A 26036-nucleotide genomic window follows, 5' to 3' on the forward strand; every position below is an offset into this window, starting at 1 on the left:
TCTGTCAGCCCTCGACCCGGTGCGTGGTCCAGAACGAGGTCAGGTCGGTGGTGGTCGCGGCCTGCGCGGCGGCCTTGAAGTCGGCGACCGTGCTGATGCCGTACCAGTGGGACTGGGCGTAGTTCAGCAGCATGGTCTGCATGGCGCTGGTGCCGATGAGGCGGCGCAGGTCGTGCAGCACGCACTTGCCGTAGGTGTAGACCACCGTGCTGTACCGGCTGGAGTGCGCGTCCCAGTACGCCATCGAGTTGGTGGTCTTCTCGGCGCTGCTCGCCCAGCTCACGCTGTTCCAGCAGTTCGTGCCGGTGACCCCGCGCTGGAGGTCGGTGGCGTAGTCGGTGAAGCCCTCGTCCAGCCACGGCACGGTGTACTCGTCGTCGCCGACGATGCCGTAGAACCACTGGTGGCCCAGCTCGTGGATGACCGGGGTGGCGCTGGCCTGCGACAGCACGATGCCCGGGTACTCCATGCCGCCGAACCAGAAGTTGTTGTGCAGGATCAGGTCGACCTCGCCGTACGGGTACGCCCCGAAGCGCGAGCCGTGCCCGTCCATCGCCGACGCCGCGGTGCTCTGCATGCTGGACGCGGTGCTGGCGGTGATGCCCGAGGTCCGGTACGTGTTGACCAGCACGCCGCCCGACGAGGTGGTGCTCGTCTTGACGAACGGCCCGGCCACCCAGGCGAACTCGCGCACGTTGTTGGCGGTCGCGGTGGTGACGGTGCGCCCGCTGCCGCCCGGCGCCTCGGTGGAGGTGCCGCTGGCCGGGGTGAGCACGGACGTGGGGTGGTCCAGGGTCACCGTGTAGTTGCTGGCCAGCTGGTAGAAGCTCTCACCGTTGTTGGTGTACGGGTCGAGGTGCCAGCCGGCGCCGTCGCGGACCGCGAGCACGGGGATCGCGTTGCCGATGAAGTTGTAGGACCCGTCGCGGCCGAACCGGTCGCTGCCGTCGGGCACCGCGATCGACACGTCGAAGCCGACCGTGCCGGACTGGCCCTGGGCCAGCGGCGCCGGCAGCGTGATCTTCAGCGCGGTGCAGGCGACCTCCAGGCTGCCCGCCGTGCCGCCGGTGACGTTGCTGACCTTGATCGGCTGCACCGACGGGCAGGTGCCGTGGTAGTTGTCCCACAGTCGCAGGTAGACCTCGCTCAGCGCGACCGACGACACGTTGGTGAAGCCGATGGTCTCGTGGCCGGTCCAGTTCGCGCCGGTCGCGTCGCTGGTCAGGTTCAGCGTGTATCCGGCGTTGGCGGGCGTGCGGGTGGGCGAGGAGGGGGTGCCCTCGGCCACGTCCAGCGCGACGTCGTCGATGGCGAAGCTGGTCTGGAGGCTGCTGTCCTCGACGCCGGTGAACAGCAGGTTCACCGTCTGCCCGGCGAACGCCGACACGTTGACCGTGCGCTGCTGGTATCCGGCGGCCTTGTTGAGGTTCGAGTACGACGCGACCGTGGTGGAGCCCAGCTGCACGCTCAGCGTGTCGTACGCGGTGCTCGTGGTGGTCTCGGCGGTGTCGATGTGCAGCCAGAACGTCAGGGTGGCCGAGTTGCAGCCCGCGGGCAGGACGACCGACTGCGACAGCGTCTTGGTGTTGGCGGATCCGACGCCGTTGAGGAACGCGTCGCGGGTGCCGGTGCGCGCGGGCTGGGCGGCGAACGTGCCGATCACGCCGGAGCTGCCGCCCCACGGCGTGGTGCCGGTCTCGAAGCCCGCGTTGCCGACGACCTGCGCCGGGGTGCAGGCCGCGTGGGCGGGGGTGGCGGTGAGCACACCGGTGGCGGCGGTCGCGATCAGCGCGAGGGCACCACCTGCGGCGATGCTTCGCAGAGCTCTTCGGAGCATGGAGGTCCTCCAGGTATGGGACACCGACGGGGTGTGTCGGTCGTGCCCGCGACGGACATTGTCGTCAATCTATGGGTCGGGGCAGGGCGGCACCATGAGGCGGCAGCGCGACACGCCGATACCTCCGCGAAGATGGCGGTTTGCCGCCAGCGTGCCCCCCACGCATGCGTCGGCACGCGTAGGTTGGGGCGGTGAGCACCGCGCTGCAGGAGCCGACGTTTCTGATCCTCTCCGCGCTGGCCGAAGGACCCCTGCACGGCTACGGCGTGATCCAGGAGGTCGACGCCCTCTCCGACGGCCGGGTGATCCTGCGCCCGGGCACCCTCTACGGCGCACTCGACCGCCTCGTCGACCAGCAGCTCGTCGCCGCCGCCGGCGAGGAGGTGGTCGACGGGCGGCTGCGCCGCTACTACCGCCTCACCGACTCCGGGGCCCAACTGCTCGACGCCGAAGTCCAGCGGATGACCAGCAACGCCCGCGCCGCGGCGGCCCGGCTGCGCCGCCGCGCCAAGGGCACCGCCGCCGCATGAGCGGCGGCGCGGCGGCCGATCCGCTGGAGCGTCGCTACCGGACGCTGCTGCGCGCGTACCCGCGCTGGTGGCGCGAGGAGCGCGGGGCCGAACTGCTGGCCACCCTGCTCGACGCCGCCCCGCCCGGCCGCCGCCGCCCGACCGCCGCCGACGCCGCCGACCTGCTGCGCAACGGGGCGCGCTGCCGCCTCGGCCTGTCCACCGACGACGGTCTCGACGAGGGTCTGGGCACCGCCGCGCCGGTCGCGCTGGCCCTGGCCGCGGGCGTCAGCGCGTTCCTGTGGTGGCGCATCGAGGGCTCCCCCGCAACGCCGGGCCGTCCCGCCACGCTCGGCCCCCTCGCGTACGCCGCCTGGCTGGTCGCGACCGCCGTGGTGGTGCTGGCTCCGGCGCGGGCCGGCCGGGCCGCGATCGGGGGCGCGCTCGCGGTGACCGCGCTGCTGCCGCTGCTCGCGCCGCTGACCCCGCTGCACCGGCCGCCGCTGTGGGTGCTCGCCGCACTGCTGTGCTTCGGCGCCCTGGCGCTGCCGGTGGCCGGGCGGGTCGACCGTCCCGGCAGCGGCGAGCTGCGCGCGGGCATCGCCGCCGGGGCCGTGGCCGTCGCGACCGGCGCCGACGTGGTGATGCGGGCCTGGCCCGGCCAGCACACCGCCTCCTACTACCAGCCGACCATCGCCCAGGTGGGCTGTGTCGTCGCCGCGGCCGTCGGCGCCCTGGCAGTCCGCACGCCGGTCCAGGGCGGTCTGACGCGGCACCCTCCGGCGCGGGCCGGGACGCCCGATCCGGCCGGAGACCTGAGCCCGGGCCGGACGCCGGGGCCGAGCGGGACGGCGCGGCCGACCGGGACGCCGGAGCGGGCCTGGCTCTGGGCGACGCTGCTGATCGGGTTGCCGGGAGCCTGGCTCGGGCCGGTCGACACCGGCACCTGGCGGGCCGCCGGGGAGCTGCCGAAGTTCGGGCGGCTGGCCGAGGTGCTGCTGGGCACGTGCATCGTGCTGCTGGGCATGGCCCGCCTGCGACGCCGCCGCGCGGGCGCCGACCGCGGCGGATCGTGGTCAGCCCCTGGCGAGGCCGGATCGGTCCTGATCGGGTACGCCGTCGGGCTGGTCGCGTTCGCGGGGCTGGTCGGGGCGGTGACCGCCCACGTGCTGGCCACTGCGGTGACGTGCCTGACCGCGGGCGGGGCGCTGGCGGCAGGCGGAGCGCCGAGCGCCGAGGGCGGGGTGGGGCGCCGGTGGACGGCCGCCGGGACGGCGGGGACGGTGACGCTGCTGGCGGCGTACGCGGTGGGGGTCTATTCCAACGACTGGAGCGTGACCGGCTGGCACCTGGCCCGCACCACCGGGCTGGCCGCGACCCTGGCCGTGGTGCCGCTCGCGGCGGCCGTGCACGCCGCGTGGGCGCACCGGCACGCCCTGCCCCGGGCAGCCGCGCTGGTCGCCGGGATCGGGGCGACCACCTGGCTGGCCTGGCTCACCCTGCCCGACCTGCCCGCCTGGGGCCCCGTCCCGCTGGTGCTGCTGGCCGCGGCCGCACTGACCCGCTTCCGCCACACCCCGCCCCGCCCCCGGCCCTGACACCCGCACACCGGCGAAGGCACAGTGCAGTTTCCCCGAAACTGCACGATACGAAGATCATCGTGCGGTCGCGGACCGTAGAGTGGCAGCGTGGGCCTGGTACACACGGTCGGCTTGGTGCTGCATCCGGAGCGGGACTCGGTGCCCGCGATCACCATGGTGATGGGCTGGGCCAGCCGCCGCGACGTGACCGTGCTCGGCCTGCCCGACGAGATCGACCGGATCGCGTGCGAGGCGGTGCCGGTGCCCGCCCAGGAGCTGGCCGAGCGGGCCGACCTGGTGGTGAGCCTGGGCGGCGACGGCACCATGCTGCGCTCGATGCGCCTGATCGCGGGCCGGTCGACGCCCGTGCTCGGCGTCAACCTCGGCCGGCTGGGCTTCCTGGCCGAGATCGACGTCGGCAACCTGCCCGCGGCGCTGTCGGCGATCGACAACCACCACTACGCGGTGGAGCCGCGGCTGGCGGTGCGCGCCACCCTGCCCGACGGGCGCGCGGTCACGGCGTTCAACGACATCGCGGTGGTACGGACCCCCGGCGACGGCCTGGCGGCGGTCGCGATCGAGATGCAGGAGCAGCCCTTCGTCCGGTACGCCGCCGACGCCGTCATCGTGGCCACGCCGACCGGCTCTACGGCGTACAGCTTCTCCGCGGGCGGCCCGATCGTCGCCCCGACCGTGCGCGCGATGCTGGTCACCGCGGCCGCGGCGCACTCGACGTTCAACCGGGCGCTGATCCTGCCCGCCGACGAGCGGCTGTGCCTGCGCCTGCTGCCGACGTGCGGGCGGCTGGCCGTCGAGGTGGACGGGCGGGTCGACGGGTTCGTCGGGGCCGGGGACCGGCTGACGGTCACCGCCGTCACCGACGCGGCGCAGGTGGTGCGGCTGGGGCACAGCACGTTCTACGAGCGGGCGCGGCGCAAGCTCCAGGTGCGCGGCAGCCTCGAAGTCGATTGACCGCATCGGACAATGGAGCCGTGCTGATCCGCAGAGAACGACCCGCCGACGTCGTCGCCATCCGCGACGTCACCACCGCCGCGTTCGCGCGACCGGACAGCCCTGCCCCGGCCGAGGCCAGGCTCGTGGACGAGCTGCGCGCCGACGGCGGCTGGCTGCCCGCGCTGTCGCTGGTCGCGGTCGCCCACGACGGAGCCATCATCGGGCACGTCCTGTGCACCCGGGCCCACGTCGGCGACGCGCCCGTGCTCGGGCTCGGGCCGCTGAGCGTGCGCCCCGACCACCAGCGCACCGGGGTCGGCAGCGCCCTCGTGCACACGGTGCTCGGTGCCGCCGACGCGCTCGACGAGCCGGTCGTGGTGCTGCTCGGCGACCACGGCTACTACCACCGCTTCGGCTTCCGCATCGCCTCCGGCCTGGGCATCACCCCGCCCGACCCCGAGTGGACGCCGCACTTCCAGGCCCGCCCGCTGCACGCGTACCATCGCGGGCTGGTCGGGCCGTTCGCCTACGCGGCGCCGTTCGACCGGCTCTGACCGACTACGATCATCCGGAAGACCTGTCACCGGAGGTGAGCGCGTGTCCGGACACCAGCACCCGACGGGCGCGACACCCTGGGGATGGACCGCGCCGCTGCGCAAGGCGGCCTCCCGGATCCGTCCCGGCGGGCACGACGTCCCCGACGAGCACGACCACGACCACGCCGACTGCGTCGTCGACTGCGCGGTGTACGTCGGCGGCCACCGCACCCCCGGCCGCTGCGGGTACGCCGACGCGCTCGCGCAGGTGCGGGCGCAGCGGGGCTCGTTCCTGTGGCTGGGGCTGCACCAGCCGACCGAGGCCGAGTTCGCCCCGATCGCGGCCGCGTTCGGGCTGGACGAGCTGGCCGTCGAGGCCGCCGTCACGCCCCGGCAGCGCCCCAAGATCGAGCGGTTCGGCGACGTCAGCGTGTTCGTCCTGCGCACCACCCGCTACGTCGAGCACCCGGAGCTGACCGAGACCTCCGAGGTGGTGGAGACCGGCTCGGTCGTGATCTTCATCGGGGACGGGTTCGTGATCACGGTCCGGCAGGGGTCGGCCGGGCAGCTCGCGCCCGTGCGCGCCGACCTGGAGAAGCGGCCCGACCTGCTCGCCCAGGGCCCCTGGGCGGTGGCGCACGCGGTGTCGGACCGGCTGGTCGACTCGTACCTGGAGGTGGCCGTCGCCTTCGAGAACGACATCGACGAGCTGGAGGACCACGTCTTCTCCTCCCAGTCGAAGAACCGGGCCGCGCAGATCTACCAGCTCAAGCGCGAGCTGATGGAGTTCAAGCGGGCGGTGGCCCCGCTCCAGCACCCGCTGGCGGCGCTCATCGAGGACAAGGAGCTGCTGCCCAAGGAGATCCGGCGCTACTTCCGCGACGTCAACGACCATCTGCTGCGCACCGTCGAGCGCATCATCGGGTACGACGACCTGCTGAACTCGATCCTGCAGGCGCGCCTGGCGCAGCTGAGCGTCGACCAGAACAACGACATGCGCAAGATCGCGGCCTGGGCGGCCATCGCGGCGGCGCAGACCGCCATCGCCGGCATCTACGGCATGAACTTCGAGTTCATGCCCGAGCTGCACTGGCGCTACGGCTACGCGATGGTGCTCGCGCTGATGTTCCTCGTCGCGTTCGCCATGTACCGCGCGTTCCGCCGCTCCGGCTGGCTCTGAGGCGCGACCGGGCTCAGCCCCGCTCGGCCAGGAACGCCTTGGCCAGCCGCTTGGGCGCCCGGCTGAGCCACGCCTCGGTCACCAGCTCGGCCAGCTCCTCCGGTCCGATCAGCTCCAGCCGCACCAGCACCGCCGGATAGCCGTCGAAGTGCGGCGTGGTGAAGTAGACCGACGGATCGTCGGCCAGCAGCGCCGCGCGGGCGCCGAGATCGGGCACCCGGGCGGCCAGGATCGGGCCGTCGGGCGCGGCGTCGCCCAGCGCCTCCAGATCGCCCTTGCGCAGCGGGCGCGCCCACGCGTACAGCTTGTCGCCGACGCGCCACTCGTGCGGCGACGGTTCGGCGGTCTCGGGCAGCGCCGCGGCGATCCGGCGTACGTCGTCCCAGGTGGCCATGTCCTCACCCTATGCGCCGGTCGCCGCGCCCGCAGGGGGCAGCGGCAGTGGACGCCATCCGCCATGCTCTATGCCGGAGCACCCGCGACACGACCGGGACGGCCCGCGCCGGGACGGGTGCGCAGAGTCGGAGGACGTCATGTCCGATGTGTTGGGCAAGGCCCTGGCCAGCCTCGCCACGGCGGTGCCGTGCGCGCTGCTGATCCTGGTGTTCGCCTGGGCGATGTTCGGCGGCGTACGGATCATCAACCAGGTGGAGCGGGGCATCGTGTTCCGGTTCGGGCGGGCGCTCAAGCGGGTCCGCCAGCCCGGGATCGCGGTGATCATCCCGATGGTGGACCGGCTGCGGAAGGTCAACATCCAGATCGTGACCCTGCCGGTGCCGTCCCAGGAGGGCATCACCAGGGACAACGTCTCGGTGAAGGTCGACGCGGTGGTCTACTTCCGGGTCAGCGACCCGTACCGAGCCGTCATCGAGGTACAGAAGTACATGTACGCCGTCGAGCTGCTGGCGCAGACCTCGCTGCGCTCCATCATCGGCAAGAGCGAGCTGGACGACCTGCTGTCCAACCGCGACGAGCTGCACCGCGAGCTGCGGGTGCTGCTCGACGGGCCGATGACGGCGTGGGGCATCCACATCGACCGGGTCGAGATCAAGGACGTGCAGCTGCCCGAGTCGATGAAGCGGTCGATGTCGAAGCAGGCCGAGGCGGAGCGGGAGCGGCGCGCCCGGGTCATCACCGCCGACGGCGAGTTCCGGGCCGCGCAGAGCCTGGCCGACGCCTCGACGATCATGGCGAACACGCCCGGGGCGCTGCAACTGCGCCTGCTGCAGACGGTGGTCGAGGTCGCGGCGGAGAAGAACTCGACGCTGGTGATGCCGTTCCCGGTGGAGCTGCTCCGCTTCTTCGACCGGGCCTCGGGCGAGTCCGCCGCCGCCCCCACCGACCCCCAGCCGCCCACTCCCCCCATCCCCCACCACCGCGCCCCGTCGGAGTGACCCGCTCCGCCCCGTCCCGCCCCGTCCCTCGGGCGGGCGGGGCGGTGCATTCGTGCAGTTTCGGGGAAAGTGCAGGAATCTTGGCCGGCGTTCGTGCAGTTTCCCCGAAACTGCACGAACGCCGGCCAGCGTTCCGTGCGCGGGGTGGTGCGGCACGCCCCGCTTTACATAAACGCTGGCCTATCTCATCGACTACAGCGAGGGCGGTTTCACCCGGTAGTTGCAATTAGCTGTTCCTGGAGTACTTCGGCTGGTGTTCTGAAGCCGAGGATCTTGCGGGGTCGTCCGTTGATCTCAGCGGCGACCCCGTCGAGGTGTTCCTGGGTGTGGACGCTGAGGTCGGTGCCTTTGGGCAGGTATTCGCGTAGTAGGCCGTTGGTGTTCTCGTTGGTGCCGCGTTCCCAGGGGCTGTGGGGGTTGGCGAAGTAGACCTGGCAGTCGGTGCGGGCGGTGAACAGCTTGTGGGAGTGGGCCATCTCGAAGCCGCGGTCCCAGGTGAGGCTGCGTAGTAGTTGGCGGGGCAGGTGGGTCAGTCGGTCGGCGACGGCTTCGGCGACGGCGGCGGGGTCGTGGTGGTCGGGCAGGGCGGTCAGGGTGAGGTAGCGGGTGGTCCGTTCCACGACGGTGGCGATGCCGGACCTGCCGTGGGCGCCGATGATGAGGTCGCCTTCGTGGTGGCCGGCGGTCTTGCGGTCGGCGGCGTCGGCCGGGCGGGTGCTGATGTGCGGCAGGTCGGCGAACCGGGCGCGGCGGCCGTCGGGCTGCGCCGGGCGGCGGTGGGCGCGGCCGGTGCGCAGGACCGGCCGTTCGAACAGGTCCTTCAGGCCGCCGCGGGCCTGCACATAGATCGCCAGGTAGATCGTCTCTGCGGACACGTGCCACTCCGGGGCGTCGGGATGGGCGAAACGCAATCGTCCCGCGATCTGCTCCGGTGACCACCGCTTGGCCAGCCCCGCCACGACCGTGTCGCGCAACGGCCCCGGGACGGCCAGCTTCGCCGGCTTGGGCCGCCGCGCCCGCCGCCCGGCCCGCAACTGCGCCAGCACCGCGTCATAGCGGAGCCGGTACGCCCGCACCAGCCGCCCGCCCGGACCCCTGCGCCGCAGGTGAGGCGGCCCGTAACGGTCATCGCCGTTACGGGCCACCTCCCGGCACACCGTCGAGGCGTGCACCCCGACCGCGATCGCTATCTGGACCTGGGTGAACCCCGCCGCCCAACACCGCTGGATCGTCGCCCGCTGCTCTGCCGTCAGCCGCTTACCCGGCACCGCCCAACCCCCACCACTTGTCGCGTCGGGCGGTACAACCCGAATTGCAACAACTGGTTGTGATCAAGGAGATCAGACTCGATGAGATAGGCCAGCGTTTATCTAAGGACGGGCGTGGGCGCGCCGATCCGCGCCACGCCAGCGGGCCGGCGCCCGGAGTGCGGACCCGGTCAGGGGCGCGGGGACGGGGAGCGGCTGGGGGTCGGGGTAGGAGAGGTCGGGCAGGTTGCCGGGTCGCACGGGGTTACCGGCGGCGGGGTGGTCGGCGGTGCGCTCGGTTCCGGCACGCCGTCGCCGATGTCCGTACGCCCGATCGCGCCGCCCGTGCCGTCGGGCAGCGGCTGCGGCGGCAGCTTCATCGCCTTGTGCGCGGCGTTCATGAACCCCTCCCAGATGTCGCCGGGCAGCCGCGCCCCGGCGATGGGCCGCTTGTTCTTGTCCTGGATCGGCAGCTCCTCGCGTACGTTGCCGACCCAGACCGCGGTGGCGATCTGCGGGGTGTACCCCACGAACCAGGCGTGGGAGTTCTGGTGGTCGTAGAGTTTGCGGCCCTTGGCGTCGCGCTGGCCGTTCTCCCAGGTGCCGGTCTTGGCGGCGGCCTGGCGCCCGTTCAGGGCGTGCGCACCGGTGATCTGCTTGAGCACCCCGGTCACCTCGTCGGCGATCGCCTTGGTGAAGGCGCGGCGGGTTTCGAGCTGCTCGCCGGTGCCGGGGACGGGTTCCCAGGCGCCGGTGTCGCGGTTCTTGCGCTCGACCTTCACCACGAAGTGCGGCTTGTGGTAGACGCCGCCGGCGGCGAAGGTGGCCGCGCCGGTGGCGTGGTCGAGCACCGTGATCGGGTACTGGCCGAAGCCGACCTGGTAGTAGAAGGAGTCGCGGCCGATCTTCGCGTCCGGGGCGTCGAGATGGCGGGCCTTGCCGTCGTTGGTGGACCACATGGTGTGTACGCCCGCGCGGCGCGCCAGGTCGATCACCTGCTCCGGCCCGATCGCCTTGGTGATCTTGAAGAACGGCACGTTGAACGACTTGATCGTCATCAGGTCCAGCGGGCAGTCCTTGCCGCAGCTGGCGTCGTTGTCGCGCCCGGAGTTGGAGACGTCGAACTCGTCGCCCCCGCTCTTCTTCAGCTCGGTCGAGTTCCACCTGCTCTTGATCGAGTATCCGTGCTCCAGCGCCGCCGCCAGCGTGTAGATCTTGAACGAGGACGCGGGCGGGTGCCCGCCGAACTCAGCGTCGCTGCCCGCGGCGTTGATCCCGGCGTAGTCGGTGCCGGTGCCGTCGTTGCCGCCGTAGTACGCCAGCACCCGGCCGCTGGCCGGGTCGATCGCGACCGCCGCGGCCATCAGGTTCTTCGGCTGCCCGGCCAGCAGGGTGCCCTTGCCGTCGACCGCGCGCACCAGCTCCTCGGTGCACACCTCCTTGCCGGCCGTGGTCTTGCAGGTCCGGCGCCACTCGTGCGAGCGGTACACCTGCTGCTCCAGCGCGTGCTGGGCCCGGGAGTCGATGGTGGTGGTGATGCGGTATCCGGCACTGCGCCAGTCGGCGATGCCCCAGGCGCGCAGCTCGTCGCCGACGTGGTGGACCACGTGCCCGGTGCCGCTGCCGACGTAGCCCCACTCCCCCGCGTACTGGCCGGGCTTGTACGGCTTGAGGTCCTTCTCCGGGTACACCTGCGCGGCCCGGTCGGCCGCCGACAGCCAGCGCATCTCGACCATGTTGTCCAGCACGTACCCCCAGCGGCGTTTGGCCTCGGGGAGGTTGTTCTGCGGGTCGTAGCCCTGGTGGGCGGAGTTCGGCTCGGGCTGGCGCAGCACCGCGCCCAGCACCGCCGCCTGCGCCACGGTCAGCTTGGCCGCCTCGACACCGAAGTACGCCCGCGCGGCCGCGCCCACCCCGTACGCACTGCGGCCGAAGTAGACGGTGTTGAGGTAGAACCCCATGATCTCTTCCTTGGAGTACTCCTTCTCCAGCTTGCGGGCCATCACCGCCTCCCGGACCTTGCGCGCGAAGGTGATGTCCAGGTCGTCGGCGGCGGCGCGGGCGTACTGCTGCGTGATGGTCGACGCGCCCTGCAGGTCCCCGCCGGTGAGGTTGTTCCAGGCCGCTCGGGCGATGCCCCACGGGTCGATGCCGTCGTGGTCGTAGAAGTTCTTGTCCTCGCCCGCGATGAGCGCGTCGCGCACCGGCTTGGCCAGGGTCTCCATCACGACCAGGGTGCGATTCTCCGAACCCAGCTTGGCCAGCTGCCTGCCGTCGCTGGACCAGATCTCGGTGTTCTCCTTGAGGCTGAGCTGCTCCGGCCGGGGCACGCTGTCGTAGAACCAGGTCCCGCCGATGAGGCCGCCGCCGGTCAGCAGCAGGACCGCCGCCACGACCAGGGCCAGGCGGGCGCGCCTGCGTCTACTGCGCCCCTTGCGGCCGCGTGGCCCCCGCCTCGGCGGTTCCGGCTCGCCGGGCACCGCGGCGCGGCCGATCGCGGGCAGCGGTGCGTCCGGCTCCACCGGCCCGGGCACCGCGGCCCGGCCGCTCGCCCGCCCCGCGGCCCGGCGCCGCTCACGTGGCTGGCCATCGGGGGTTCCATCACTGTACGTAGTCACTTGCCACACCGTCCTAACCCGAGAGCGAGTGTTTCCAGCCGTTGCTGGGCGCAGGCTAAGCAGGGGGCCGGGATTCCGGGGGGCACGACTACTCAAAGTTATTTCGGTTAACCGAACTTTCGGTGCGGACAGCGAAGGTGGTCGATCAGCGAAAGCGCGGGTCGCGCCGCGTGTCGCCGGGCGCGACGGGCACGGCCGGACCCCGGGCACCCGTCCGAACGGGCCATCCAGATCCGGCCGTGAGAACCGGTCGGCACTCGGCCGAGCGGTCCACCGTCCAGCCCGCCGGACCGGTCGGCGTCCAGCCGGGCACCGCCGCCGGGATGCCGGTCCCGGGCGGGCGCGCCCGCTGCGGGAACCCGGTTCCTCACGCCACGAAGTTGTCCTGCACGAACGTGACGATCATGGCGCCCTGCAGCGCCAGCGCGACCCCGGTGTACGCCCGGTCGAACCCCGGCCGGCGCCCCATCCGCGCCAGCACCATGAACGCCACGCTGCACTCCAGCGCGAACCGCCACACCGAGCTCAGCGGGTAGTAGCTGTGGATCGGGTTGGACAGCGGCATCAGCATCACGACCGCGGCGAACACCACCAGGTAGGCGGCCTTCGCGCCCAGCCGCCACGGCCCGACCAGGGCCAGCACGAGCAGCAGCAGTACGCCCAGCGCGGTGGCCAGGTTGGCGATGTTGCGGATGGTGTCGGGGCCGTACAGCGGCTCGCTGCGGTCGATCAGGTCGACGACGTCCATGACCACCTGCCACGGCGGCGTGAACCCGTCGTGGAACCAGCTCTTCTGCGACTCCAGGAAGTGCAGCGGGTCGTCGAAGGTCAGCTTGAGGTACAGCATGTACACCAGCAGCCCGGCGGGGACCAGCACGATGGCGAAGACGCCCCGGTTCAGGCTCGGCCAGCTCACCCGCAGCCGCCCGTCGGTGCGGCGCAGCGCGAAGCCCCGCTGGCGCAGGTACTCCACCGCGAAGGCGGCGCCGAGCATCACGCCCGCCATCCGGGTGCCGCTGGCGTACCCGGCGAACATGCCCGCCCACCACCAGCGCCCCCGGCGCATGAAGTACAGCGAGGCCAGCGCCAGCGCCAGGAACATCGACTCGTTGTACGCCGCGACCAGGTAGAACCCGGTCGGGAACGCCAGCAGGTAGAACGTCGCCCGGCGGGCGTCGTCCGCACCGCTCAGCTCGGTGGCCAGCCGGTGCAGCAGGATCAGCGCCGCGAGGCAGCACAGCGCCGACACGGCCAGGCCCGCCTCGTACGACCCGCCGGGCACGACCGCGTCCGCGGCGCGCACGGCCATCGGGTACAGCGGGAAGAACGCGGTGGCGCGGGCGTCGTAGGTGTAGCCGGAGTCGGCGACGATCAGATACCAGGTGGTGTCCCAGCGGTTCCACGCGTCGAGCAGTCCGTGCAGGGTGCCCGGCGCCGCGCCCGCCTTGGCCGACAGGTCCTGCACCGGCAGCCACGACACCGCGGTGACGGCGTAGTAGATCGCGATACCGGTGGCCCAGGTCACGAAGCCCGCCAGCACCGACGGGCGCCAGCGCGACCAGACGGACGCGGCGGGCGGCGGCCCGGCGGGGACCGGCCCGGCGGGCGCCGGTGCCGTCTGCGCCACATCGGGCGAAACAGGCGAAACGGCGATGACGATCTCGGACATGCGCAGAGGATAGCGCCGCCACCTCGGTGCGGACGTGCAACTCTACGCCGTCCCGGCCTCCGAGCGGGTAGGCGGAGGCTGCCGGACGGGCGCCCGCACGGTAGCGTTGGGCACCATGTCAGCCTTCACCCCCGGTCTGAAGCTGCACGACCGCTACCTGCTGGAACGCCGCATCGGCAGTGGCGGGATGGCCGAGGTGTGGCGCGCGCACGACCTCGTGCTGGGGCGCCCGGTGGCGGTGAAGGTGCTCGCCGGCCCGATGGCCACCGACCCCGCCCTGCGCGCGGGCGCGCTGCGGGAGGCGCGGTCGGCGGCCCAGCTGACCCACCCGAACATCACCGCCGTGCACGACTTCGGCGAGGTCTCCTTCCCCGACGGCCACTCCGAGCCGTACCTGGTGATGGAGCTGCTCACCGGCGACTCGCTGGCCGACCGGATGGCCGCCGGGCCGATGCCGTGGCCGCAGGTCGCCGCGATCGGCACGCAGATCGCGGCCGCGCTGTCCGCCGCGCACGCCCGCGACGTGGTGCACCGCGACATCAAGCCGGGCAACATCATGCTGACCCCGACCGGGGCCAAGGTGCTCGACTTCGGCATCGCCGCCATGACCGGCCTGCCCGACGCGCACGGCGGCTGGGTGATCGGCACCCCGGCGTACGCCGCCCCCGAGCGCCTCCAGCAGGCCGCCGCCAACCCGGCCGCCGACGTCTACTCCTTCGGCGTGCTGCTGGTGGAGATGGCCACCGGGCGGCGGCTGCACCCGGCCGACGACTGGGAGCAGGTCGCCGCCCTGCACGCCCGCCCCCGGCCGCTGCCGGCCCTGCCCGGCGTGCCGCCCGCGGCGGCGGTGCTGATCAGCGCGGCGCTCGACCCGGCCCCGGCCCGGCGCCCGCGCGCGGCCGACCTCGGGCGCGTCCTGGGCGGCGCCCCGGGCACCGGCCCCGGCGCGGTCGGCGTCCCGGCCGGGCCCACCCCGACCCTGCTGGCCCCGACCGGCGGCTCGATCTCGGGCGCGGCCCGGGTGCCCTCGGCCCCGGCGACCCGCCAGTACGTGCCGCCGCCGCCCGCGATGAACCGCCGCCGGCGCCGTACGCCGGTGCTCGGGTTCGCCATGATCATGGTGCTGGTGCTGCTGGGCGGCCTGTTCGTGCTGTTCAACGCGATGAAGCCCACCGGCGGCGACGCCTCGCCGCCGCCCGCCACCAGCCGCCCGGCCCCGAAGCCGTCGCGCAGCCCGAGCCCCAGCCCGAAGCCGACCCGCGGGGCCGACATCGCCGCGGGCAACGACCTGCTGGGCCAGATCGGCAGCCGCGCCACCGAGATGGTCCTCACCGGCGACATCGCCGCCAAGCGGGCCTCGGACATCGCCGGGGACCTGACCGCCCTGACCGCGCGCTGGAACCTGCACCAGTGGAAGAACGTGATCAACCGCGCCAAGCAGCTCCAGGACCACATCCACGACTGGGTCGAGGCCGACGAGGTCGACGCCGCGGCGGGCAAGGAGCTCGACGGCAAGCTCGACGAGCTGATCGCCATGGCCGAGGAGCTGAAGGACTAGCCCCGGCGCGCGTCAGCGCGGCAGGGCCTGCTGGAGCTCGGCGCGCAGGGCCGGGGTGAGGATCTCGCCGGTCTGCTTGGCCAGCCGGGCCATCTCGAAGCCGACCACGCCCAGGTCGGCGTCGGCGTCGGCGACCACGGCCAGCACCGAGCCGTCACGCACGGACATGGTGAGGAAGTAGCCGCGGCCCATCTCGACCACGGTCTGGCGCACCTCGTCGCCGTCGGTGAGCTGGGCCACGCACCCGGCCATGCCGATCAGGCCCGAGGTGACCGCGGCGAGCTGGTCGGCGGTCTGGCGGTCCAGGCGCGCCGAGACGGCCACGGTCAGCCCGTCCGAGGACGCGACGACGGCGTGCCGGGCGCCCGGCACCCGGTCGGCGAATCCGGCGATCAGCCAGTTCAGGTCCTGCGCGGGCTTGCTCAGAGTGGCGGTGGCGGTGGTCATGACTCCCCCTCGATGGCGTTCGGCGCCGGCGGCGCCGCCCCGTCGTCTCGCGCCTGGCCGCGCCGCACACCCTCGTACAGGCGGGTCAGGGTCGCCGCGGTGGCCTCCGGATCGGGTTCGCGCCCCCGGTGCCCACGCGGCTTCGATATCGATGATTCCACAGAGTTCGATGCGGCGGAGTCCCCCGACAGTTCGACCTCGGCCAGCAGAGTGGCGGGTAGCCGCACCGTGGCGCAGACCCCCGAGCCGGTCGCGGCCAGCCGCACGCGCACCCCGTGCCGGGCCGCCAGGTGGCTCACCACCACCAGGCCCATCCGCTCGCTGGCGGCCACGTCGACCTCGGCGGGCCGGGCCAGCAGCGCGTTCAGCTGCGACAGCGCCTCGGCGCCGATCCCGATCCCCTCGTCGGTGATCTCCACCTCGGCGCCCTCGGCGGTCGCCCGCGCACCGACCCGCACCGCGGTGTGCGGGGCGGAGAACGCGGTGGCGTTGTCCAGCAGCTCGGCCAGCAGGTGGCCGATGTCGGCGGCGGCGTGCCCGACGACGAGCAGCCCGTCGGCGACGTCGGCGCGCACGCGCTCGTACTGCTCGATCTCCGACAGGGCGGCCAGCGCCAGCGCGGCCAGCGGCACGCCCTCGCGCCAGCGGCGCCGCGGCTCGGCCCCGGCCAGGACCAGCAGGTTCTCGTCGTTGCGGCGCAACCGGGCGGCCAGGTGGTCCAGCCGGAACAGCGCGGCCAGGTGGTCGGGGTCGCGCTCGTCGCGCTCCATCTCGTCGAGCAGGCGCAGCTGCCGCTCGACCAGGATCTGGCTGCGCCGGGCGAGATTGATGAAGATCAGATTGAGGGTACGCCGGGACCGCGCTTGGTGCACCGCCAGCTCGACCGCGCTCAGCCGCACCGCCTCGAACGCGGCGGCGACCTCGCTGATCTCGTCGGTGCCGCCCGGCCGCTCCAGGATGCGCAGCTCCTGCGTGAGCGGGTCGTGCGGCCCCGCGACGCGCAGCCGGGTCAGCGTCTGCGGCAGCTCCTGCTCGGCCACGGCCAGCGCGCGGCGGCGCAGCTCGCGCAGCGAGGCGAGCATGCCGCGGCCGACCGCCACCGACACCCCCACCGCCAGCAGCAGCACCAGCAGCACCACCACGGCGGTGACGAGCACCGAGCGCCACACCGCGTCGACCTGCCGCTCGGCCCGCCCGGACAGCCAGGTGCCCAGGTCGCGCTCTGCCGCACGCCAGCCGTCGATCTCGGCGCTGGCCGCGTCCCACCAGGCCGCCGGGTCGACCGCGCCGCCGGGCAGCCGGGCGGCCAGCGCGTCGGCCGCGGCGGCGTCCGGGACGGCGACGGGCGGCAGGCCGGACGCGGTGGCGCGGGCCGCGGTCGCCTCCAGCCGGGCGATCGCGTCGGTCCGGGCCTGGCGCAGCAGCGCGACCCGGGCGGCGATGCTGGTGCCGTCCAGCGGCGGGACCGAGTAGCCGAACCCGCGCAGCCGGCAGACGGCCTCCTTGACCCGGGCCAGCGCGCCCGCGACCGCGGCGGCCTGCGACAGCCGCTGGTCGACCGCGCCGACCGCGGTCATGTCGATCTCGGTGATCAGCTCGTCGACGATGGTGTCGTAGCCGGACGCCTGGTAGCCCGCCCGCAGTGCCAGCAGCCGCTGGGGCAGCCGGGCCAGCGACGGCGCGGCGGCGGTGTCCGTGCCGGCCACGGTGCCGCGCCAGCCGGCCAGGGCGGCGTCGGTCGCCGCGATCGCGGCGTCCCGATCGGACGGTGCGCCCACCGAGACCCCGCGGTCGCGTTCGGCCTGCAACGTGTGGACCAGCTCGGCGGCGGCACGGGCGACGGCGACCCGGTCGGCGAACATCTCGCCCGCGGCGGCGCTGCGGGCGGCCTGCGCGACCTGGATGCCGGCGACGGCGAGGAAGGCGAGCGCGGGGACGACGACGACGGCGGTGAGGCGCGTACGCACCCGCCAGTCGCGCGTCCTCGGTAACACGCTGTGCATCCCTCCGTCGTCGAACGTGGTCAGCCACCTGTACCGCTGTGACTCGCGGTATGTTACCCGTCACCCACCGAAAAGTGGATAGGCGTCCATCGCTCATGTCAACCGCGGGTGAGCCTTCTGGACAGTCACCGCGGCGCCGGGTACGGTTGCCGCCATGTCCTTCTCCCGTACGCAGTGGTGGCGCGCCGAACCGGCGGCCTTCCACACGCACGGGTAGCGACAGCTCCCATCCGCGGCCGCCCTTCGAGGCGGCCGTCGTGTTTTCCGGGGGCTGGCGCGGGGCGGCCATCGACCAGGAAGAGACGTCGATGACCCTGCTCCACGACCTGCTGGGCAGCCCCGACCCCGGACCGTTCGCGCTGCTGCGGCGCGAGGGCTCCGACCGGCTGGAGGTGCTGCGCGGCACGCTGCGCACCGTCGCGCGGCTGGCCGACCTCCCGCTGCCCGAAGCGGCACCCGGCGAGGCGGCCGGGCCGCGCACGCTGGCGCTGGTGCCGTACCGGCAGCTGGCCGAGCGCGGCTTCGCCTGCCGCGACGACGGCACCCCGCTGGCCTGCCTGGAGATCACCGACACCGCGCAACTGGACGTCGCCGACGCCGTCGCGCAGCTGCCGGACACCGTCCCCGACGCCGAGGACCTCGGCTTCGACATCGACGACGACGCCTACCGGGCCCTGGTGGCCGCGGTGCTGCGCGAGCAGATCGGGCACGGCGCGGGCTCCAACTTCGTGATCCACCGCACCGCGCGGGCGCGCACCGCCGCCGACCCGCGCCACCTGGCCGCCGCCGCGCTACGCCGCCTGCTCACCGGCGAGCGCGGCGCCTACTGGACGTTCCTGGTGCACCTGCCCGGACCCGGCGGCCGCACCCTCGTCGGCGCCTCGCCGGAACGGCACGTCAGCGTCGACGCCGGGCTGGCCATGATGAACCCGATCTCCGGGACGCTGCGCCACCGCGACGTGCCCGCGGGCGAGGCCGGGCGGGCGAGGCTGCTGGACTTCCTGTCCGACGCCAAGGAGGTCAACGAGCTGTCGATGGTGCTCGACGAGGAGCTCAAGATGATGGCGGTGGTCGCCGAGCGCGGCGGCCAGGTGCTCGGGCCGTACCTCAAGCACATGAGCCACCTCACCCACACCGAGTACCTGCTGGCCGGGCGCACCGACCTCGACGTGCGCGACGTGCTGCGCGAGACCATGTTCGCGCCCACCCTCACCGGCAGCCCGATCGAGAACGCGGCCCGCGTGATCGCCCGCTACGAGCAGGCCGGGCGGCGCTACTACGGCGGCGTGCTGGCCCTGCTCGGCCGCGACGCCGACGGCGGCCAGACCCTGGACGCGCCGATCCTGTTCCGCTGCGCCGACATCGACCCGGCCGGCGGCATCGAGGTCAAGGCCGGGGCGACGCTGGTGCGCGACTCCACCCCCGACAGCGAGGTCGCCGAGACCCACGCCAAGGCGGGCGGGGTGCTCACCGCGCTGGGCCTGCGCCCGGCCCCGGCCGGGGGCGCCCACGCCGAGGTCACCGCGTACGCCCGGGACCCGGAGGTCGCCGCGGCCCTGGCCGCCCGCAACGAGCGGCTGTCGTCGTTCTGGCTGGCCGAGCGGTCCCCCGCCCCGGCCGCCGCGCCGCTGGCCGGCCGCAGCGTGCTGATCGTCGACGCCGAGGACACCTTCACCGGGATGCTCGGCCACGTGCTGCGCTCGCTGGGCATGCGGGTGCGCATCCGGCCCAGCCACGAGGTCGCCCCGGGCGACGCCGAGGCGGACGCCGCCGACCTGCTGGTGCTCGGCCCCGGGCCGGGCGACCCGGCCGACCGCGCCGAGCCGCGCGTGGTGCGGCTGGACGAGCTGATCGCGCGGCGGCTGGGCCAGCGGGCGCCGCTGCTGGGCGTGTGCCTGGGCCACCAGGTGCTCAGCCTGCGGCTGGGGCTGGCGATGCACCGGCGCGACGTGCCGTACCAGGGGGTGCCGCGCGACGTGGACCTGTTCGGGACGGTGCGGCGGGTCGGTTTCTACTCCACGTTCACGGCGCTGGCCGACACCGACCGGCTGGTCACGCCGTACGGCGCCGTCGAGGTCGCCCGCGACGCCGACGGACGGGTGCACGCGGTACGCGGCGCGGGGTTCGCCGGGGTGCAGTTCCACCCGGAGTCGGTGCTGACGGAGGACGGGCCCGCGCTGCTCGGTGAGCTGCTCAGCACCCTGCTGCCCGTCCCCCGCCCCTGAAGGCAGAGGGAAGGGCACCTTCTCATCGCGATACGAGATGGAAGGTGCCCTTCCCCACGCTCGCGGGCGGGGCCGGCGCCGCGCGGCGGCTAGACCAGTTCGACGGGGTCGAGGCGCAGGCGCTCGATCAGGTTGTCGCGGTGCAGGGCGGCGATCGGGTCGACCAGGTCGGGGTGGCGCAGCAGCGCCGCGGCCTGTACGTCCTCCGGGTTGGGCTTGGTCAGGCGGGTGAAGTCGCGCGGCACCACCTGGGCGTGCTCGCAGTCGGCGGTCGCGGTGACCGCGTCGGCGGCCAGCCGGGGGTCGGCCAGCAGGCAGGCGGCCCAGCTCGCCACGACCTCGTCCACCCAGCCGCGCCAGACCCGGTCGGCGTCCTCGTCGGGCTCGTCGAGGTGCACCACGCGGTCCAGGCCGCCGGACCCGCCCGGCCCCACCAGCGCCAGCAGCCCCGCGTCCATCACGGTCGGGTAGCGCAGCCATGCCGCCACGGTCACCGCCTGGCGGGCCTGGGCCAGCACCCGGGCCGCCTCGGCCGGGCCGCCCGCGGCGGGGTAGGTGCGGGTGAGCCAGTGTGTCGTAGCGGCGATGACAGGGGCGAGGCCGGCGTTCACGACTACCTCATTCGGGGTGGGCCACCTGCGGCGTAGCGGTCGGGGCCGCAGCGGCGCGGCACCCCGCCGAGGGCAGCGGGAAGCTGCAATGTTAGCCAGGCGGCAGCCGCAAGTCGATCCACCGTCACCGATTCGAGCACTGCTGGCGCGGGGCAATGTGATGAATATGACGGTCGGGGCGCGTCGGGGGCGCGGTCGTCGTCGGCTGCGGGGTGTTGATCGTCGCCTGCGGTCACTTCCTGCGTTCGTAGCCGAGGAGATGACCGCAGACGGCGATCTCCGCCCGCCACCGACCCACGACCCGGGTTATCCACAGCCGCGCGGCACCCCGTTGTGCCGGTTCGGGCGCGCTGCGAGGCTCACCGGCATGACTGCGGACCTCACGGGAACCGCCGACGCCGTCACCGCGTACGCGGGACGGGTCGAGGCCGTCGCCGAGCAGCTCGCCAGGGTCGGCGTGCCCTGGCTGGGCGCGGCCGACGCGCCGGTGGCGGCGGCGCACGAGCGGCTGGCCGAGGCGGCCCAGACGCGGCTGCGGGCGCTGACCGACGACCTGTTCGCGCATGCCGACCTCGGCCTGGTCGCCGCCTCCGCGCGGCTGCGCGCCGACACCGACGCGGCCGCCGCCAGCCGCGCCGCCGGCCGGGCCGACCCCGCGACCCGGCACCGCCTGGGCGCCACCGACGGCTGGGCGCTCGGAGCACCCCGGTGACCGCCGCGCCGACGCTGGTCGAGGTCCCTGCCCTGTGGACGCTGGACACCCGCCCCGGGCCGCTGCTCGCGGCGGCGGCAGGCTGGCGTGCCTGCGCCGACGCCGCCGACCGCGCCGCCACCGGCCTCACCGGCCACGACCCGGCCCGGTCGTCCACCCGGACCAGCGGCCCCGGCCCCGACCGGGCAGGTCATCGCGGCGCGATGCCCGGCGACGGCGCCGAGCCGACGCGGTCACCCGAACCGGGCGCGGTGCCCGGCGGCGGCTCGACGCGGTCAACCGAACCGGGCGTGGTGCCCGGCGGCGTCGGGCCGACGCGGTCGGCCGAACCGGGCGCGCCGCACCCGGCCGAGGACTGGACCGGCCGCGACGCCACCGCGTTCGCGCAGCGCTCGGCCCACCTCGCCGACCGGCTGACCGTGGTCGGCCGGATCGCCCGCCGCGCCGCAGCGGCCCTGGACGAGCTCGCGGCCCGCACCGCGAGCACCGAGCGCCACCTCGACGAGTCGCTGGCCCGGGTCAGGGCCGCAGTGCCGCACCGGGCAGGGCCGGAGCAGGTCGTGTTCGCGGTCGCCGGGCCGGCGCCCCGGCGGCTGGTCGGCGCCGCCGTCGCCGAGGCCGGGGCGCTGCGCGCCGACCTGGCCGCCGCGACCCGCACCGCGGTCGCCGCGCTGGACGCGGCCGCCGCCGCCCTGCGCTGGCTGGCCGAACCGCCCACCACCGCCACCGGGCCGGAGCTCGTCGAGGCACAGGTGCTGCACGCGCCCGGGCTCACGGTGGTGCGCACCGGCAAGGCCGACGACACCCTCGCGGTCACCGTCGAGGACGGCCGGGTGATGGTACGCGCCGACGGCCGCGCCGTGGCCGTGCTCGACCCCGCCGACGGCCGGATCGTGCTGCGGACCGGCGCGGGCGACGACCGGACACACGTCGACCCGGGCGTCCCCGTGCCCGTGACCGTGCTGGCCGGGGCGGGGGCCGACCTGGTCGACGGCGGCGACGTCCTGGTCGGCGGCGACGGCCGCGACACCCTGCTCGCCGGGGCGCGCGACGCGGTGCTGCTCGGCGGCGGCAGCCGCGACTACCTGCAGGGCGACACCGGCGACGACCTGCTCGACGGCGGCGACGGCGACGACACGGCATACGGGCTCGACGGCGACGACACGCTGCGCGGCGGCACCGGCCACGACCACCTCGACGGCGGCCGGGGCGACGACGACCTGCGCGGCGAGGCCGACCCCGACACGCTGGCCCCCGGCGCGGGCGCCGACACCGCCGCCGGTGGCACCGCCGCCGACCTCGCCTACCTCGACGCCGCCGACACCACCGCCGGACCGGCCGTCGAGCAGGTCCACCACCGTGTCGACCAGGCCCCGGACGAGCCGGGCGGCCGGATCCGGGTCGAGGGGTCGGCGCGGTTCCAGGCCCGGGTGGAGTCCGATCTGGACCTGCTGCGCGCCTCGCCGCTCGGCCAGGGCATGCTCGCCGAACTGGACCGGGGCCTGGCGGCGTGGGAGCCGTCCGGCGTCCTCGGCGGCCAGGGCGCCTGGCCGTGGCTCGCCCCGCCCGCCGACCCCGCCGCGGGCGTGCTGACCATCCGGGAACTGCCGCCCGGCACCGACAACGCGTACGCCGCAGTCGAGGACGGCCGCCACACCGTCGGCTACGACACCTCGTTCGACGGGCTCGGCGGCACCGTCGCGGGCGGCGACGCGACCCCGGTGGCGGTGCTCTACCACGAGTTCGCCCACGTCTGGGACCACCTGCACGGCTATGCGTATCCCCACGGCCACCACGCCGACGACGTGATGTGGGACGGCACCCGGATGGTGCCGGTGCCCGCCGCCGAGCGGGTGGCCGTGGGCCTGCCGGTCGACGATGACGGGGATCCGACAACGCCCGATCGGCTCGATCCGCGCCACCCGTACCCGTTGACGGAGAACGCACTGCGCGCTGAGCTGGGCGAACGCAGCCGGGTCAGCTACGGCGACACGGCCGCCGCCAGCGTGACTTCCCCTTGACCGTCTGCTATGGAGGTCCAGCCGATTGCGTGGAGCCGCCCTTGTTTGACACAGTGTGCGCGCGTTGATCGTCAGATGCCGTCACGCGGTGACTAGGGGAGGCAGTAAACACCATGATGGGTCCTCAGCACGCACTGTCCGGAGCGGCCGCCTGGCTGACCGGATCCTGGGTGGCCTCGACCTTCTTCGACTACCCGCAGTCGATCACCACCATCGCGATCGGCACCGCCGTGTGCGCCGGTGGTGCGCTGCTGCCCGACCTGGACATGTCGGGAAAGGTCACCCACAACGAGGGCGGTTCGACGGTCTCGCGCAGCTTCGGCGTCTTCTCGCTGTTCGTCGCCGAGGTGATCGAGAAGATCTCCGTCGGGGTGTACACGGCGACGAAGCTCAGCCACGACCCGGACCGCCACAACGGCCACCGCACGCTGACCCACACGCTGCCGTTCGCGGCGCTGATGGGCTTCGGCGCGACCTGGCTGTGCACCCGGTTCGGCAAGTGGGCCGTGCTCGGCATCCTGTTCGTGATGTTCGGTTTCGCGCTGCGCGGCCTGTTCGACAAGTGGGCCCACAAGGCGGGCTGGGTGATCGTCACGATCACCTCCGGCGCCGCCGCGTACGGCGCCTACCTCCAGCTGCCTGAGGGCCGCGGCTTCCCGATGATCGGGCTCGCGGTGGGCGTGGGCTGCATCGTGCACCTGTTCGGCGACATCATCACCCGCGCCGGGGTGCCGATTCTCTGGCCGATCCCGACCGGCCGCAAGATGTGGCGCATGGTCGGCCTGCCCGACAAGTTCGCCATCGAGGCGGGCAGCAAGGTGGAGACCACCCTGCTGCGCACCGTCTTCACCGTGATCGCCCTGGTCGCGGGCGCGGGCGTGCTGGCCACCCCGCTGCTCAAGAAGTTCAACATCGACCTCTGACCCGCTCCGCGGGTCACCCGACGGCGGCCGTGGCACTGCGCCACGGCCGCCGTCGGCATCCCACCCCCACCCGCACCGGCGACGGCACCGGCGACGGGCAGGTTGATCGGCATCTGCGGTCAAAACCTGCGCTGAAAGAACACTTTCCGACCGGAAACAGCGATCACCACCGCCACCCGCCACCCGATCACCGTGGCCACCCGATCATCGCGCCACCCGATCACCGTGGCCACCGGATCGGTCGGCACGCCGCCCGGCCGTTGGCGGCGGAGGGGCGCTACTTGGCGTCGCCGTAGGAGTCGGCCACGGCGACCGTCAGGGGGAAGCGCACCGTGGTGGCGCCGAACAGCATCCGGCCCGTCTGCTCGGCCGCGTCCTCCAGCGCCACCACCACCGCGTCGGCCTCGGCCGCCGGGCAGTGCACGATCACCTCGTCGTGCTGGAAGAACACCAGCTCGGCCGGGCTGTCCCACAGCCGCGTACGCAGGGTGGCCAGCAGGGTCGCGGCCCACTCCGCCGCCGTGGCCTGGATGACGAAGTTGCGGGTGAACCGTCCCCGCGACCGACCCGACGCCCCCTCGTCGGCCCACGACGACTCCAGCGCCGAGGGCGGGCAGGTCCGCCCGAGCCAGGACCGCACCAGCCCGCCGGTCTCCCCGGCCCGCGCCGCCGCCTCGACGTACGCCCAGGCGCGGGGGTAGCTGCCGCGCAGCACCGCGATGGCCGGGGCGGCACCGCCGCCGGTCTGGCCGTACATGGCGCCGAGCAGGGCGAGCTTGGCGGCGGCGCGGTCTCCCTGGAACGAGTCGGCGGCCAGGGCGGCGTAGAGGTCGCCGGTGCCCGCGGCGCGGGCCAGGCGGGTGTCGGCGGAGACGGCGGCCAGGATGCGCGGTTCGAGCTGCCCGGCGTCGGCGACGACCAGCCGCCAGCCGGGTGCGGCGCGCACGGCGCCGCGCACCGCCTTGGGGATCTGCAGGGCGCCGCCGCCCCGGGTGGCCCAGCGGCCCGAGACGACGCCCGCCGGGATGTACGCCGGGCGGAACCGGCCCTGCTGCACCCACTGTTCGCGCCAGGTCCAGCCGTGCGCGGTCCAGATCCGGTAGAGCTCCTTGTATTCCAGCAGCACCGGGATCACCGGGTGGTCGACCCGCTTCAGCACCCAGGACCGGGTGTTGGGCACGTCGTGCCCGGCCCGCCGCAGCGCGCGGCGCAGCTCGGCGGGCGAGTCGGGGTGCAGCCCGGGGGCGTCGAGCAGCTCGGCGATGCGGGCGGACAGCTCGGCCAGGCGGCGCGGCGGGGTGAGCCCGGTGCGCGAGCGCACGGCCGAGGGCTCGCCGAGCAGGCTGGTAAGAATTTCGTCGTGCGCGGCGGCGTCCCAGGGCAGGCCGGTGTGCTGCATCTCGGCGGCGATCAGGGCGCTGGCCGACTCGGCCGCGATCAGCAGGCGCATGCGGGCGGGGTGCTCCCCGGCGGCGAGCCGGTCACGCTGGTCGCGGTAGACGGCGGCGAGCAGGTCGAGCGGGGGCACGCCGTCGTCGGCCGACAGCGGCGCGGGCTCGTCGCCGAACAGGGTGCCCTGCCGGTCGCCGGGCGGCTGGGCCTGCCGGACGGCCTGGTCGGCGGGGACGGGCGCACCGGTGAGCCGGGCGTACGCCGCGGCGGCCGAGCGGGGCTCGCCGTAGCGGCCGTCGTAGGCCAGCAGCAGGGCTTCGGCCAGTTCGAGGTCGTGGCAGCGGTGCAGCCGTACGCCCGTTTCGAGCAGGCGCGGGTAGACCTGGTCGGCGGCCGCCCACAGCCAGCGCGGCCGGGCCGCGTCGCGGGCCGCGACCGCCGCGGCGAGGTCTGCGACGCGCTCGTCGGGGCCGGCGGGGTGCCCGCTCTCATCCAGCGGGCGCAGCTGGCCGCCGCCGGAGGAGTCCGCCACCACCGCGATCACCGACACCCGCCCATTCTGCGGCCCACCCCCGACAACCGGCGCAAACTCTGTCGACCAACGTGGGCAAGGCCCGGCG

At 74.1% G+C, this 26036-nt stretch carries 20 protein-coding genes; 11 read left to right on the forward strand and 9 right to left on the reverse strand.

Annotated features, from left to right (window positions below):
* Positions 1-4: 4 nt before the first annotated feature.
* The gene (locus Cs7R123_RS10115) at positions 5-1837 is read right to left on the reverse strand and encodes a M1 family metallopeptidase (RefSeq protein WP_244871738.1); all 1833 of its coding nucleotides are present in this window, start codon (positions 1835-1837) and stop codon (positions 5-7) included.
* Positions 1838-2028: 191 nt separating this feature from the next.
* On the opposite strand from Cs7R123_RS10115, the gene Cs7R123_RS10120 reads away from it, so the two are divergent.
* The 5 genes from Cs7R123_RS10120 (at position 2029) to corA (ending at position 6596) form a co-directional block, all read left to right on the forward strand.
* Positions 2029-2367, forward strand: a complete 339-nt coding sequence (locus tag Cs7R123_RS10120; RefSeq protein ID WP_212825454.1) for a PadR family transcriptional regulator — start codon at positions 2029-2031, stop codon at positions 2365-2367.
* The gene (locus Cs7R123_RS10125; protein ID WP_212825456.1) at positions 2364-3944 is read left to right on the forward strand and encodes a hypothetical protein; all 1581 of its coding nucleotides are present in this window, start codon (positions 2364-2366) and stop codon (positions 3942-3944) included. Before Cs7R123_RS10120 ends, Cs7R123_RS10125 begins: the two co-directional genes overlap by 4 nt.
* 90 nt (positions 3945-4034) lie before the next feature.
* A complete protein-coding gene (locus tag Cs7R123_RS10130; protein WP_212825457.1) occupies positions 4035-4898 on the forward strand; it encodes an NAD(+)/NADH kinase in 864 nt (287 codons plus the stop codon).
* A gap of 20 nt (positions 4899-4918) precedes the next feature.
* A complete protein-coding gene (locus tag Cs7R123_RS10135) occupies positions 4919-5434 on the forward strand; it encodes a GNAT family N-acetyltransferase (protein WP_212825459.1) in 516 nt (171 codons plus the stop codon).
* A 43-nt stretch (positions 5435-5477) separates the two neighbouring features.
* The gene (corA, locus tag Cs7R123_RS10140; protein ID WP_212825461.1) at positions 5478-6596 is read left to right on the forward strand and encodes a magnesium/cobalt transporter CorA; all 1119 of its coding nucleotides are present in this window, start codon (positions 5478-5480) and stop codon (positions 6594-6596) included.
* A gap of 13 nt (positions 6597-6609) precedes the next feature.
* Here corA and Cs7R123_RS10145 read toward each other — a convergent pair whose 3' ends face one another.
* A complete protein-coding gene (locus Cs7R123_RS10145) occupies positions 6610-6990 on the reverse strand; it encodes an MmcQ/YjbR family DNA-binding protein (protein ID WP_212825463.1) in 381 nt (126 codons plus the stop codon).
* A gap of 139 nt (positions 6991-7129) precedes the next feature.
* Here Cs7R123_RS10145 and Cs7R123_RS10150 point away from each other — a divergent pair, with 139 nt between their 5' ends.
* Positions 7130-7990: a slipin family protein gene (locus Cs7R123_RS10150; protein WP_212825465.1), complete on the forward strand. Its 861-nt coding sequence runs from the start codon at positions 7130-7132 to the stop codon at positions 7988-7990.
* 209 nt (positions 7991-8199) lie between these two features.
* Here the strand turns inward: Cs7R123_RS10150 and Cs7R123_RS10155 are convergent, their stop codons facing one another.
* The 3 genes from Cs7R123_RS10155 to Cs7R123_RS10165 form a co-directional block, all read right to left on the reverse strand.
* Positions 8200-9258 carry an IS30 family transposase gene (locus tag Cs7R123_RS10155; RefSeq protein ID WP_212824477.1) on the reverse strand — a complete coding sequence of 353 codons (1059 nt, stop codon included), beginning with the start codon at positions 9256-9258 and terminating at the stop codon, positions 8200-8202.
* A 170-nt stretch (positions 9259-9428) separates the two neighbouring features.
* Positions 9429-11855 carry a transglycosylase domain-containing protein gene (locus Cs7R123_RS10160; protein WP_212825467.1) on the reverse strand — a complete coding sequence of 809 codons (2427 nt, stop codon included), beginning with the start codon at positions 11853-11855 and terminating at the stop codon, positions 9429-9431.
* Between the two features lie 367 nt (positions 11856-12222).
* Complete coding sequence (locus Cs7R123_RS10165) at positions 12223-13524, reverse strand: mannosyltransferase family protein (RefSeq protein ID WP_212825469.1); 1302 nt, start codon at positions 13522-13524, stop codon at positions 12223-12225.
* Between the two features lie 115 nt (positions 13525-13639).
* Between Cs7R123_RS10165 and Cs7R123_RS10170 the strand changes: the two genes are divergently transcribed.
* Positions 13640-15082, forward strand: a complete 1443-nt coding sequence (locus Cs7R123_RS10170) for a serine/threonine-protein kinase (protein ID WP_212825471.1) — start codon at positions 13640-13642, stop codon at positions 15080-15082.
* Between the two features lie 12 nt (positions 15083-15094).
* Here the strand turns inward: Cs7R123_RS10170 and Cs7R123_RS10175 are convergent, their stop codons facing one another.
* Both Cs7R123_RS10175 and Cs7R123_RS10180 read right to left on the reverse strand, forming a co-directional pair.
* Positions 15095-15508: a roadblock/LC7 domain-containing protein gene (locus tag Cs7R123_RS10175; RefSeq protein WP_212829055.1), complete on the reverse strand. Its 414-nt coding sequence runs from the start codon at positions 15506-15508 to the stop codon at positions 15095-15097.
* Positions 15509-15525: 17 nt separating this feature from the next.
* On the reverse strand, positions 15526-17523 hold the full coding sequence (locus Cs7R123_RS10180; RefSeq protein ID WP_212825473.1) for a sensor histidine kinase KdpD: 1998 nt from the start codon (positions 17521-17523) through the stop codon (positions 15526-15528).
* 317 nt (positions 17524-17840) lie between these two features.
* Here Cs7R123_RS10180 and Cs7R123_RS10185 point away from each other — a divergent pair, with 317 nt between their 5' ends.
* Positions 17841-19757, forward strand: a complete 1917-nt coding sequence (locus tag Cs7R123_RS10185; protein ID WP_212825475.1) for an anthranilate synthase family protein — start codon at positions 17841-17843, stop codon at positions 19755-19757.
* A gap of 89 nt (positions 19758-19846) precedes the next feature.
* On the opposite strand, the gene Cs7R123_RS10190 is transcribed toward Cs7R123_RS10185, so the two are convergent.
* Complete coding sequence (locus Cs7R123_RS10190) at positions 19847-20368, reverse strand: hypothetical protein (RefSeq protein ID WP_212825477.1); 522 nt, start codon at positions 20366-20368, stop codon at positions 19847-19849.
* Between the two features lie 367 nt (positions 20369-20735).
* On the opposite strand from Cs7R123_RS10190, the gene Cs7R123_RS10195 reads away from it, so the two are divergent.
* The 3 genes from Cs7R123_RS10195 to Cs7R123_RS10205 all read left to right on the forward strand — a co-directional run bounded on the left by Cs7R123_RS10195 (position 20736) and on the right by Cs7R123_RS10205 (position 24024).
* Positions 20736-21080, forward strand: coding sequence for a hypothetical protein (locus Cs7R123_RS10195; RefSeq protein ID WP_212825479.1), 345 nt, complete (start codon positions 20736-20738; stop codon positions 21078-21080).
* The gene (locus tag Cs7R123_RS10200; RefSeq protein ID WP_212825481.1) at positions 21077-23101 is read left to right on the forward strand and encodes a M91 family zinc metallopeptidase; all 2025 of its coding nucleotides are present in this window, start codon (positions 21077-21079) and stop codon (positions 23099-23101) included. Before Cs7R123_RS10195 ends, Cs7R123_RS10200 begins: the two co-directional genes overlap by 4 nt.
* 113 nt (positions 23102-23214) lie before the next feature.
* Positions 23215-24024, forward strand: coding sequence for a metal-dependent hydrolase (locus Cs7R123_RS10205; RefSeq protein ID WP_212825483.1), 810 nt, complete (start codon positions 23215-23217; stop codon positions 24022-24024).
* Positions 24025-24301: 277 nt separating this feature from the next.
* Here Cs7R123_RS10205 and Cs7R123_RS10210 read toward each other — a convergent pair whose 3' ends face one another.
* A complete protein-coding gene (locus Cs7R123_RS10210; protein WP_244871740.1) occupies positions 24302-25966 on the reverse strand; it encodes a bifunctional 3'-5' exonuclease/DNA polymerase in 1665 nt (554 codons plus the stop codon).
* Positions 25967-26036: the final 70 nt, after the last annotated feature.

Source organism: Catellatospora sp. TT07R-123, assembly GCF_018327705.1.
Classification (GTDB): domain Bacteria; phylum Actinomycetota; class Actinomycetes; order Mycobacteriales; family Micromonosporaceae; genus Catellatospora.